The sequence below is a fragment of the Streptomyces sp. NPDC053493 genome (assembly GCF_044544825.1).
GTDB lineage: Bacteria > Actinomycetota > Actinomycetes > Streptomycetales > Streptomycetaceae > Streptomyces.
In genome coordinates, this window is sequence record NZ_JBITXS010000001.1 from 584,945 (window position 1) to 596,965 (window position 12,021).

Here is a 12,021-nt window from a genome sequence, read left to right on the forward strand (position 1 = left end):
CGCCTACGATGGCGGTCCGGTACGGAAACACGGGGGGTCGGCGCATGGGCAGGTCGGGCGGGTTCATACGCAGGGGCGCGGGGCTCGGTCTCGCGGGTCTGCTCGTGGCGGGCTGTACGGGTTCCGGCGGCGGGACGGCCGCGCCGTCGCCCACCGGCCCCGGAAGGACCACGACCGCGACCACGACCACCGCTCCCACGACCACCGCTCCCTCGACCGCCGCTCCCGCCGAGGGTCCGCTGCCCGCCGCCCTCACCGGCCAGCGCCCCGACTGGCAGCCCTGCCCCGCGCCCGACGACGGCCAGGCCCCGGGCGCCGCGTGGCGCTGCGCGTCCGTCAAGGTGCCGCTGGACTACGCGCGGCCGGACGGCGACACGATCCCGGTGGCCCTGATCCGCAAGGAGGCCACCGACCGAGGACACCGCATCGGCTCGCTGCTGTTCAACTTCGGCGGGCCCGGCGGCTCCGGCGTGGAGATCCTGCCGCGCGCCGCCGCCGAGTACGCCGGCCTCGGCGAGCGCTACGACCTGGTGTCCTTCGATCCCCGCGGCGTCGGCCGCAGCGCGGGCGTGGTCTGCCGCGACGACGCCGAGCAGGCCGCGGCCGAGGCGAGGATCGACCTCACGCCGGACTCGGCGGCCGAGGAGACCGCCTTCCTGAAGGACAACGCGGACTTCGCGGCCGGCTGCGCCCGCCGCTCCGGCACCGTCCTGCCGCACACCACGACCAGTGACACGGCCCGCGACCTCGATCTGATCCGCCGGATCCTCGGCGACGCCAAGCTGAACTACTTCGGCATGTCCTACGGCACGGAGCTGGGCGGCACCTACGCGCACCTCTTCCCGGGGAACGTGGGCCGGCTCGTCCTCGACGCGGTCGTCGACCCGACCGCCGACACCTTCGGCCACGCCCGTAACCAGACGCTCGGCTTCCAGCGCGCCCTCGACAACTACCTGCGCAGCACGGGCCAGGACCCGAAGGCCGGCACGGAGCGGATCGCGCGGCTGCTGCGCAAGCTGGACCGGGCGCCGCTGCGGGTCGGCGAGCGCAGGCTCACCGAGGGCCTGGCGACCACCGGGATCGCGGTCACGCTGTACGGGCAGGCCAACTGGCCGCTGCTGACGCAGGCCCTCGCGGACGCCGAGCAGGGCCGCGGCGGGCGGCTGCTCCAGCTCGCCGACTGGTACAACGACCGGGACGGGAGCGGGCATTACGCGACCCAGTCGCACTCCCAGCGGGCGATCTCGTGCGCCGACTCCAGCATCCGGCCGACGGCCGCTCAGGCGAAGGCGCTGCTGCCGGAGTTCCGCCGGCTGTCGCCCGTCTTCGGCCCGTTCCTGGCCTGGGACACGGCCGGTTGGTGCGCGCGGTGGCCGGTGCCGGGCGAGCGCGCCCACCCGGAGGCGAGCGCGCCGGGCGCGGCCCCGGTCCTGGTGGTGGGCACGACGGGCGACCCGGCCACGCCGTTCGAGGGCGCGGAGAAGATGGCGAAGGAGCTGGGCGCGGGCGTCGGCGTGCTCGTCACCAACAAGGGCGAGGGGCACGGCGCGTACGGCACTTCGCCGTGCGTCACGCGCAAGGTCGACGCCTACTTCCTGGACGGAAAGGTCCCCGCGTACGGCACCGCCTGTCCGTGACGGGGCAGGCGAAGGGGCCCGGATCCGGTGGACGGATCCGGGCCCCTTCGCGTGCGAGGCGCGCGGGTGCGGCTAGTAGACCGGCTTCTCGGGCTCGATCTGGTGGACCCAGCCGATCACGCCGCCGCCGACGTGGACGGCGTCCGCGAAGCCCGCGGACTTCAGGACGGCGAGGACTTCCGCACTGCGGACACCCGTCTTGCAGTGCAGGACGATCCGCTTGTCCTGGGGCAGGTCCTGGAGGGCGGTGCCCATCAGGAACTCGTTCTTCGGGATCAGGCGGGCGCCGGGGATCGAGACGATCTCGTACTCGTTCGGCTCGCGGACGTCGATGATGTCGATGTTCTCGCCGTCGTCGATCCACTCCTTGAGCTGCTTCGGAGTGATCGTGGAGCCGAGCGCCGCCTCCTGGGCCTCCTCGGACACGACGCCGCAGAAGGCCTCGTAGTCGATGAGCTCGGTGACGGTCGGGTTCTCGCCGCAGACCGCGCAGTTGGGGTCCTTGCGGACCTTGACCTGGCGGTACTGCATCTCCAGGGCGTCGTAGATCATCAGGCGGCCGACCAGCGGGTCGCCGACGCCGGCGAGGACCTTGATGGCCTCGGTGACCTGGATGGAGCCGATGGACGCGCACAGCACGCCCAGGACGCCGCCCTCGGCGCAGGAGGGGACCATGCCCGGCGGCGGGGGCTCCGGGTAGAGGCAGCGGTAGCACGGGCCGTACTCGGACCAGAAGACCGAGGCCTGGCCGTCGAAGCGGTAGATGGAGCCCCACACGTACGGCTTGTTCAGCAGCACGCAGGCGTCGTTGACCAGGTACCGGGTCGCGAAGTTGTCCGTGCCGTCGACGATCAGGTCGTACTGGCTGAAGATGTCCATCACGTTCTCGGCCTCGAGCCGCTCTTCGTGGAGGATCACGTTCACGTACGGGTTGATGCCGAGCACGCTGTCGCGGGCCGACTCGGCCTTGGACCGGCCGATGTCGGACTGGCTGTGGATGATCTGGCGCTGCAGGTTCGACTCGTCGACCTCGTCGAACTCGACGATGCCGAGCGTGCCGACACCGGCGGCGGCCAGGTACATGAGGGCGGGCGAGCCGAGGCCGCCGGCTCCCACACAGAGCACCTTGGCGTTCTTCAGGCGCTTCTGTCCGTCCATCCCGACATCCGGGATGATCAGGTGACGGGAGTACCGACGGACCTCGTCAACGGTGAGCTCGGCTGCTGGCTCAACCAAGGGTGGCAGCGACACGGGGACTCCAGGGTCATCCCCGCGTCCGCGGGGAGGGGGCAGGCATCGTTCTTCCCTGTAACCCTGCCACGCCTTATTTCATTCCGAGACTCCCTGTCCGATACGCGAGACGATTTCGTCCCAGTAGCCGGGCAGCGCGTGGAATTGGTCACTTTGTCCGTCCTGGCCCCTGCGGTCGGTCATGAACACCGTGCCGGCGCCCTGCCAGCGGGCGATCCGCAGGGCCTCCTCCAGGTGGGTGCGCGGCACCCCGTGGACCAGGTGGACGAACTTCCGCGCGGGATGGTCGGCCGTCCACTCCGCCACCTGCGACCAGCGGTAGTCCGCCCAGCCGCCGCAGAAGGTGACGAGCTGGTCGGCGACCTCCGCGTAACCGGGATACGGGTGGGTGCCGTGGCCGAGGACGAGGTGGACCTCGCCGTCCCGCAGCGCCTCCAGGGTGGCGGCGATCCGGCGCACCGCCGCGAGGTCGGCCCGGTCGGCCGGGCTGCGGTCCAGGTAGAAGCCGTCGGCCCGGTACCAGTCCAGGAAGCGCTGGGCGTCCGCGACGACCTCGGCGAAGGGCCGCGAGCCGTGGCGCAGGTCGAGGTGGCCGAGCACCCGGACGCCCGCGTTGCGCAGCCTGCCCGCTGCCTCCAGGCAGTGCGGGTCGGGATGGGCGCCCGGGCCGTCGGCCACGTTGAGCACCGCCCAGTGGACGGGCGTGCCGGGGCGGGTGAGTTCGGCCCATTCGACGGGTGCGAGCAGGGGGTGGGCGTAGCCGGGGACGCCCACTCCCATCCCGGTGACCGTCCCGGTGGCGGTCAGATGCGGCATGCCGCCTCCATCCAGATGTCCGCGAGTGACTCCTCCAGGTTGATCCTCGGCCGCCAGCCGAGCCGGTCGCGGGCGGTGCGCACGTCGGCCTGCTGCCAGGGGCCGCAGCCGTCCGGGTACGGGTACGGGGCGGCGGCCAGCTGCTCGGCGATGGTGGCCTCGCTGCGCGGGGCGCCGATCATCGGGCGCGGCGGCGGGCCGTCGATCTCGTGGAGCTGCCCGGCGTATCCGGCGACGCGGGCCAGGACGGCGGCGGCGTCGCGCAGCTTCACGGCCCGGCCGGTGCCGATGTTGACCACGCCCTGCGCGGCGGAGAGCGAGGCGGCGTGCACGGCGCGGGCCACGTCCCGGACGTCCACGAAGTCCCGCTGCACGCCGAGTCCGCTGAGCTTCAGCTCGCCGTCGCCGGCCTGCATGGCGCGGCGCATCGCCTCGGCGAGCCGGCCGAGCGGCGAGCCGGCCGGCGTGCCGGGTCCGACCGGTGAGAAGACCCGCAGCACGACCGCGTCCAGGCCGGAGCCGAGGACGAGTTCGGTCGCGGCGAGCTTGGACACGCCGTACGGGCCGCCGGGGCGGGGCACCGCGTCCTCGGCGGTGGACGAGCCGGGCTGGCTCGGCCCGTACTCGGAGGCGCAGCCGACCTGGACGAGGCGGGCGCCGCAGCCGCTGCGGCGCAGCGCCTCGCAGACGGTGGCGACGGCGACGGTGTTGTGCCGGGTCAGGTCGCGGGCGCCGCCGCGGGTGGCGCCGGCGCAGTTGACGACGACTCCGGGATGGACGGCGTCGAGGAACCGGGTCAGCGCGCCGGGGCTGCCGCTGGCGAGGTCGAACCGTACGTCGGCGTCGTCGCCGCGTCCGAGGGCGGTGAGGTGGACCGCCGGATCGGCGAGGAGGCGGTCGGCGACGAAGCGGCCGATGAATCCGTTGGCTCCGAGCAGCAGCACCCTCATCGTGCGGCCCCTTCGTGCCGACCGGCCGTGGTGTGGGCTTGGGCAGTCATGTCTCTTTCGTCTCCTTGGGAGTTCTCGCTGGGAAGGGCGGCACGCCCGCGGCGTCGGCTCCGCGGGTGCGCCAGGACGGTGAGGCGTTCCGGAGGTCGGACTCTCGGGTGGGCTCGGGCTCTCAGGCGTGGGGCTCCTGGGCGTGGTGCTCTCGGGCGCGGTGCTCTCGGGCGTGGGCCGAGGCCCGGGAGAGGGCGGCGATCGCGTGGACGAGGAGGACGAGGGCCGCGCCGCCGCAGACCAGGACGGCGACGGCGCCGGGTCCGCCGAGCCGGACGGCGGCGCGGACCGGGGCGTCGAGGACGTCGAGGCCGGGAAGGCGGGCGGCGAGGACGCTCGCGAGGGCGAGCGCCTCGGCGGCGCAGGCGGCGGCGAGGGCGCCGGACGCGGCCTCGGGGAGGCCATGCGCGACGAGGAGCCGGGCGGTCAGGAGCAGCGATCCGAGGGCGAGGGCGCCGGGGTGGAAGCCGGTGAGGAGGAGCAGCCCGGCGAGCGCGGCGAGGTGGAGGGCGACGCTGCCGAGGAGCAGCGGCCGGGTGGCGGCCGCGAAGTCGTCCAGGCCCCGGCTCGCGGCCAGTCTGCGGCGGGCGCGGGCCGCGAAGAGCCGGGCGCAGCAGGCGGCGGGCGCGACGGAGAGGGCGAGGGCGAGCAGCGGGCCGGTGTCGAACGCCCAGCCGGCCCCGGCCGGGCCGTCCAGGACGGTGACGACGGCGGGCGGCCCGTCCGGTCCGCCGCTGAGCAGCTGGTCGAGGAGTCCGTCGCCGGCCGCCGCGTAGCCGAGCAGTCCCAGGGTCCACAGGCGGGCGGCGGGCGCGGTGCGGCCGCGGGCGCGCAGCGGGCCGCGGTGGGCGGCGAGGAGGAGCGCGGCGGCGAGGCCGAGGGCCGCGAGGACGCCGGCGGCGGCGCGGACGGCACCGGTGGTGAGGGCGAGTGCGGCGGTGCCGAGGACGGCGACGGCGCCCGGGGCGCAGGCGGTGAGCGCCCAGGTCCAGGGCGCGCCGTCCGGCTCGGCCGGCGCGGCGGCGGGACGGGCCGAGGGTCCTTCGTGGCGCGGGACGCGGGCGTACAGCTCCTCGGCGAGGGAGAAGACGTCCCGGTGCCGGAAGCGGGCGGCGGTGCGGTCGGTGACGCCGTGGGCTTCGAGGCCGGCGGCGATCTCCAGGGCGTCGACGGCCCGTTCGCACAGCTCGCGGTGGCGGTGCATCAGGGCTTTGACGGGGTCGGCGGGGCCGCGCCGGGCGCGCGGTGCGGCGGCGGGCTGGTGAATCGCTTCGGCGGGCGGGGCCGCGGCGGCCGGCACGGTGGTGCCGGTGCCGGTGTTGCCGGTGGCGGCGGGTGGGGCGAGGGCCGGCGCGGCGAGGGCGGAGGCCTTGAGCAGGGCCTCGGAACGCGAGTCCCAGGGGCCGGGGCTGACGGGTGCGGCGGGGCCGCGCATGGCTGTGCCTCCTTCAGGCATCGGGATCTCCCGTGCCGGCCGTCGCGGTGACCGGCTGGTCGGCCCAGCTGCCCGGCACATGGGCCTCGGCCGGGTGCGCGAAGGGCACGCCGCGGGTGGTGCGGCGGCGGACCGGGGCGTGGGAGAGAAGTTCCAGATAGATGCCGCGGAACGCCGCGAGGTTCTGTTCCACGGTGAACAGCTCCAGGGCGCGGGCGCGGGCGGCGGCGCCGAGGCGGTAGCGGCGCTCGGGGTCGCGCAGCAGCGCGAGACAGGCGTCGGCGAGGGCCTTGGGGTTGCGCGGCGGGACGACGAGGCCGGTGCCGCCGATGACCTCGACGACCGCTCCGACGTCGGTGGAGACGGTGGCGCGGGCACAGAACATGGCCTCGACGAGGCCGACCGGGAAGCCCTCGACGACGCTGGACAGGACGACGACGGCGCTGGCGGCGTAGGCGTCCTCCAGGGTGGGTGCCTCGGGTCCGCCGAGTTCCTCGAAGGAGACGGGGTTCTCGCCGACGGCGTGGGCGCCGGCCGCCTCGTCGGGGAAGAGCTGTTCGGCGAGGCCGCGGCAGTGCGCGAGGTAGGCGGCGGCGCCGGCTTCGCGGACCGGCGCGGCGATGACCCGCAGCCGGGCGTCCGGCTGCCGGCGCCGGACCTCGGCGAAGGCGTGGAGCAGGCCGACGAGGTCCTTGGCGGGTTCGACGCGGCCGATCCAGGCGAGGGTCGCCGGGTCGCCGCTCTCCTCGTCCTCGCCGACCTCGGCGAAGCGCTCGGCGTCCATGCCGGGATGGACCGTGCGCAGCCGGGCCCGGTCGGCGCCGCACCGCTCCTGCCAGCGGCGGGCGTGGGTGTTGCCCGGGGTGAGGAGGTCGGCCCGCCGGTAGACCTCGCCGGCGAGCCGTCCGTGGAAGGCGGCGAGCAGGGCGCGTACGGGAGTGGCGAGAGGTGCTCCGGTGGCGGCGAGGTAGTGGGCGCGGAGCTGGACGCCGTACTCGGTGACGAGGAGCGGGGTGCCGAAGAAGCGTTTGGCCAGCAGGCCCGGGAGAGCCGCGGCTCCGGCGGAGGCCGCGTGGCAGAGGTCGACGAGTCCGAGGCCGCCGGCCGTCCCGCCGCCGGGCGCACCGCCCGCGGCCGTACCGCCCGTGCGTGCCGCGGGCCCGTCGTCCTCGTCGTACCAGTCGAGGGAGAGCGGGCGCAGGGCGCGCTCCAGCTGATCGGTGAAGGCGAGCTGGTCGGGAACGGTGGCGCCGGCCACGGCGCGGCGTGCGCCGGGCGCGCGGCAGGCGGACTCCAGGACGCGGACGGCGGTCTCGGAGCGCAGGGACGCGGCGAGACCGCCGTGGTCGCGGGCGAGTTCGGCGAGCGCGTACAGGCCGGCGGCGAACCGCTCGGCGCCTTCGTCGCGCGCGCCGTCGGCAGCACCGCTCGCGGCCATGCCGCCCGGGGCAGCGCCGCCCGTGGCCGGGCCGCCCGTGGCCGGTCCGCCGTACGGGCCGCGGGCCGGTCCCGGTTCGGCGCAGACGCCGTCCGCGAGTTCCTTGAACGCCGCCTCGAAGCGGCGCCGCTCGCGCCGTCCGTGCCCGCGCCGGCCGTGGCCGCGCCCGTCGCTCCCGGCCGCCCACAGCGGCGCGGTGCGCACGCCGCGCACGTTGGGCGGGAGCGGGAGCAGGCCGGCGGGATCCTGGCCGGGGTCGCGGCCGAGGGCGTAGAGGACGAACTCGTGCGGGGCGAGCCCGCGGACGAGGCGGTCGCACCAGAGGGCGGCCTCGCCCGTCGCGTACGGGTAGCCACCCTCCGTGAGCAGTCCGATCCGCATGAGCACACACCCCCGTTCTCCCGTGACGGCGGCCACCGTTCGGTCCGGTGACCCGCAGCGGGTAGAAACGTAAGCGGATGTGACGGTGGTGCGACGGACGGTTGTCCGTCGCACCACCGGAAGGGGTGAATGCACGTAACTTTCGCACCCCGGTAGCGTTCCGTCGCGCTACGAGGTGGTTCGGTCACCCTGGGTCAGGCCGCGACCGGGTCCTCGGCGAGGGTCCGGCGCCGTTCCCTGCGCTCGGCGGCGAGCACCGGGTCGAGGGACGGGACGGCGGCGAGCAGGGCGCGGGTGTAGGGGTCGCGGGGCGCCGCGTACACCTCCTCGACCGTGCCCTGTTCGACGATCCGGCCCCGGCGCATCACCGCGACCCGGTCGCTGACCTGCCGCACGACGGACAGGTCGTGGGCGATGAAGACGAGCGCGAGCCCGAGTTCCGCCTGGAGGTCCGCGAGCAGGGCGGTGACCTGGGCCTGGGTGGTGACGTCGAGCGCCGAGACGGGCTCGTCGCAGACGATCAGGCGCGGCTCGGCGGCGAGTGCCCGGGCGATGCCGACGCGCTGGCGCTGGCCGCCGCTGAACTCGTGCGGGTAGGCGTCGTAGCGGTCGGGGTCGAGGCCGACCCGGTCGAGCAGTTCGCGCACCCGGGCGCGTACGCGCGTGTCGTCGAGCGTGCCCGCCGCGCGCAGCGGGTCGGCGATCGACTCGCCCACCGAGCGGCGCGGGTTGAGCGAGGAGACCGGGTCCTGGAAGACCATCTGCAGCTCGCGCCGGCGCGGCCGCAGTTCCTTCTCCGACAGGCGCCCGATGTCGGTCCCGTCGTAGCGCAGCTGCCCGTCGGTCGGGTCGAGGAGCCGGACGAGCATCCGGCCGAGCGTGGTCTTTCCGCTGCCGGACTCGCCGACGACGCCCAGGGTCTCGCCGGCGCGCACGGTCAGCGACACGCCGTCGACGGCGGTGGTACGGGACCGGCCGCGCCCGAACTCCCGCCGCAGACCGACCGCTTCGAGCAGCGGCTCTCCCGCCGGCTCCCCCGCCGGCCCGCCCGGCGGCTTTCCGGCGGCGCGCGCCGGGCCGGTCCGCACCGGCCCCGTCCGCGCCGGCCCCGTCCGCACCGGGCCGTCGAGCCGGGGGACGGCGGAGAGCAGTTCGCGGGTGTACGGCTGCGCGGGCGCGCCGAACACCCGGGCCACGGGCCCGCGTTCGACCGCGCGTCCGCCGCGCATCACGAGCACCTCGTCGACGCTCTCGGCCGCCACGCCCACGTCGTGCGTGACGAGCAGCAGTCCCATCCCGGTCTCGTGGCGCAGCTCGTGCAGCAGGTCGAGGATCTGCGCCTGGACGGTGACGTCGAGGGCGGTGGTCGGCTCGTCGGCGACGAGCAGCTTGGGCGTGCGGGCGAGGGCCATGGCGATGAGCGCGCGCTGGCGCATGCCGCCGCTGAACTCGTGCGGGCGGGCGCGGGCCCGGCGGGCCGCGTCGGGGATGCCGACCCGGTCGAGGACCTCGACGGCGCGCGCCCGGGCCGCCTTCCTGGATCCGGGGTTCTGGATCCGGTACACCTCGGCGATCTGGTCGCCGATCGCGTAGTACGGATCGAGCGCGGACAGCGGGTCCTGGAAGACCATGGCCGCCACTCCGCCGCGCAGCGCGCGCAGTTCGGCCGGGCCCGCGCTCGCGACGTCGATGCCGTCGACGGTGACGCGGCCCTCGACGCGGGCGCCGGTGTCCCGGTGGAGGCCGAGGAGCGCGCCGGCGACGGTGGACTTGCCGCTGCCGGACTCGCCGACGAGGGCGAGCGCCCGGCCGGCCTCGAGCGTGAAGGACAGGCCGTCCACGGCACGCACGCCGTCGTCGGCGCCGGTGCGGGTGCCCTCGGCGCCGTCGAAGGTGACGCAGAGGCCGTCGACGGTCACGAGCGGGGTCATGCGAGGGCCACCCTTCGGTCGGCGACGGCGTAGAGGAGGTCGGCGATGACGTTCGCCAGGACCACGGCGACTCCCATGACGAGCACCACGCCCACGACGACCGGCAGGTCGACCTGCCGGACACCGTCGATGAGGGTCTTGCCGAGACCGGGAATGCCGAAGAGGGACTCGGTGAGCAGGGCGCCGCCGAACATCGTGCCCAGGTCGATCGCGCTGAGCGCGATGACCGGCGGCAGCGCGCCGCGCAGCGCGTGCCGGGTGACCACGGCCCGCTCGCCCACGCCGTACGCGCGGAAGGTGCGGATGTGGTCCTCGGCGAGCGTCTCCAGGGTGGAACTCCGGGTCAGCCGGGCGTACTTGGCGGACTCGAAGAGGCCGAGGGTGAGCCAGGGCAGCAGCATGTTCCAGGCCCACTGCTCGGGGTCCTCGCCGAGCGGCACGTACGTCGGGAACGGCAGCCACCGGAGGTAGGCGCAGACGGCCATGAGCAGCAGCAGGCCGAGGATGAAGACGGGCGTGCCGGTGCCGGCCAGGGTGAGCACGGTCAGCGTCCGCTCGGTGAGCCCGCCGCGCCGCAGCGCGGAGAGCAGGCCGGTGCCGACGCCGATGACGAGCCAGATGACCATCGCGCCGAGCGCGAGCGAGGCGGTGGCGGGCAGCCGGTCCAGGACGAGCCGGGTCACCTGCTGGTCGGTCTGGTACGACAGGCCGAGGCAGGGCGCGTCGCAGTGCAGCACGCCGGTGCCGGTGGAGTAGTCGCGGCCGGCGAGGACGCCCTGGAGGAAGTGCAGGTACTGGGCGGGCACGCTCTCGTTCAGGCCGAGCTGGGCGCGGACCTGGGCGATCTGCTGCGGGTTGCAGCGTTCGCCGCAGGCGAGCCGGGCCGGGTCGCCGGGCGCGAGGTAGAACAGGGCGTAGACGAGGACGGAGAGCGCGAGCAGGACGAGGGCGGCGCCCGCGAGCCGCTTCAGGACGTAGCGGGTCATGAGGTCTTCTCCTTGTCGGCGCCGGTCTCGGCCGCCCTCGCCTCGGGCGGCCCGGCCTTGCGCGTCCCGGCCCCGCCCGTCGCTCCCGGACGCGTCCCGGCGCCGCCCGTCGCGGCCTTCCGGGTCCTGGCGCCGGCCCTCCCCGCCTTCCGGGTCCGGTTGCCGCGCGCTCCCACGCCGAGCCGGCCGGCCTCTCGCGGGTCCAGGGCGGTCCGCACGGCGTCGCCGAGGACGGTGAAGGCGAGCACGGTCACGAAGAGCACGCCGGCCGGCAGCAGCACGTACGCCGGATCGGCCCGGAACCAGGTCTGCGCCGTGGACAGCATCTGGCCCCAGGACGGTGTGGGCGGGGTGACGCCGACGCCGAGGAAGGAGAGGGACGCCTCGACCACGATGTTGACGGGCACGAGGATCGCCGCGTACGTGATGACGGGTGCGGCGAGCGAGGGCAGCAGCTCGCGGCGGGCGGTGCGCCACCGGCCCGAGCCCGCGAGCCGGGAGGCGGCGACGAAGTCGAGGCTCTTGAGGGTGAGGGTCTGGGCGCGCACGATCCGGGAGGTGCCGGCCCAGCCGAGCAGCCCGATGACCAGGATCAGCAGCAGCGGGCGCGGGAAGTCGCGGGGTACGACGGCGGTGAGCGCGACGGCGAGGACGAGGAACGGCAGGGCGAGGAACACGTCGGTGATCCGGCCGACGGCGGCGTCGACCCAGCGGTTGCCGAGTCCGGCGGCGAGGCCGACGAGCACGCCGACGAGGACCTGGACGGCGGTGGCGCCGAGCGCGACGAGCAGCGAGACCCGGGCGCCGTACAGGAGCCGGACGAACAGGTCGCGGCCGGTACCGGGTTCGACGCCGAGCCAGTGCTCGGCGCTGATCCCGCCGAAGGAGCCGTACGGGACGCCGCCGCGGGCGGAGTCGACGAGGTCGTCGTGGTAGGTGTGCGGGTCCTGGCCGGCGAGGGCCGCGAGCAGCGGCGCGGCGACGGCGAGGAGGACGAGCAGGAGGAGCACGCCGGCGGCGGCGAGGGCGGAGGGGCGGGTGCGCAGCCTCCGCCAGACCCGCCGGGCGGCGCCCGTGGCGGGGACGGCCCCCGCCACGGGCGCCGGCGGGCCGGCCGGTGTGCCGGCCGCCGGTTCGGTCAGGGC

The 12,021-nt window shown here is 75.4% G+C and carries 9 protein-coding genes; 1 reads left to right on the plus strand and 8 read right to left on the minus strand.

The genetic code is table 11. The features are described 5' to 3' along the window. Positions 1 to 44 precede the first annotated feature (44 nt). Entirely contained in the window at positions 45 to 1,637 is a 1,593-nt protein-coding gene (locus ACIGO8_RS02535; RefSeq protein WP_399722955.1) for an alpha/beta hydrolase, read from the plus strand. A 72-nt stretch (positions 1,638 to 1,709) separates the two neighbouring features. On the opposite strand, the gene moeZ is transcribed toward ACIGO8_RS02535, so the two are convergent. The 8 genes from moeZ to ACIGO8_RS02575 all read right to left on the minus strand — a co-directional run bounded on the left by moeZ (position 1,710) and on the right by ACIGO8_RS02575 (position 11,973). Continuing rightward, positions 1,710 to 2,888, minus strand: a complete 1,179-nt coding sequence (gene moeZ, locus ACIGO8_RS02540) for an adenylyltransferase/sulfurtransferase MoeZ (RefSeq protein WP_399722957.1) — start codon at positions 2,886 to 2,888, stop codon at positions 1,710 to 1,712. A gap of 78 nt (positions 2,889 to 2,966) precedes the next feature. After that, positions 2,967 to 3,704 (minus strand): spherulation-specific family 4 protein, encoded by a 738-nt coding sequence (locus ACIGO8_RS02545; RefSeq protein WP_399722959.1) that lies wholly within the window; start codon positions 3,702 to 3,704, stop codon positions 2,967 to 2,969. Then, entirely contained in the window at positions 3,692 to 4,654 is a 963-nt protein-coding gene (locus ACIGO8_RS02550) for an NAD-dependent epimerase/dehydratase family protein (protein ID WP_399722960.1), read from the minus strand. The genes ACIGO8_RS02545 and ACIGO8_RS02550 overlap by 13 nt, the downstream gene beginning before the upstream one ends. Positions 4,655 to 4,826: 172 nt before the next feature. Further along, positions 4,827 to 6,140 (minus strand): hypothetical protein, encoded by a 1,314-nt coding sequence (locus ACIGO8_RS02555; protein WP_399722962.1) that lies wholly within the window; start codon positions 6,138 to 6,140, stop codon positions 4,827 to 4,829. A 13-nt stretch (positions 6,141 to 6,153) separates the two neighbouring features. Next, positions 6,154 to 7,959: a DUF3492 domain-containing protein gene (locus ACIGO8_RS02560; RefSeq protein ID WP_399722964.1), complete on the minus strand. Its 1,806-nt coding sequence runs from the start codon at positions 7,957 to 7,959 to the stop codon at positions 6,154 to 6,156. Between the two features lie 194 nt (positions 7,960 to 8,153). Next, a complete protein-coding gene (locus tag ACIGO8_RS02565; protein WP_399722965.1) occupies positions 8,154 to 9,890 on the minus strand; it encodes a dipeptide ABC transporter ATP-binding protein in 1,737 nt (578 codons plus the stop codon). Then, positions 9,887 to 10,876, minus strand: coding sequence for an ABC transporter permease (locus ACIGO8_RS02570; RefSeq protein WP_399722966.1), 990 nt, complete (start codon positions 10,874 to 10,876; stop codon positions 9,887 to 9,889). The genes ACIGO8_RS02565 and ACIGO8_RS02570 overlap by 4 nt, the downstream gene beginning before the upstream one ends. Further along, positions 10,873 to 11,973, minus strand: a complete 1,101-nt coding sequence (locus ACIGO8_RS02575) for an ABC transporter permease (protein WP_399724278.1) — start codon at positions 11,971 to 11,973, stop codon at positions 10,873 to 10,875. The genes ACIGO8_RS02570 and ACIGO8_RS02575 overlap by 4 nt, the downstream gene beginning before the upstream one ends. Positions 11,974 to 12,021 lie beyond the last annotated feature (48 nt).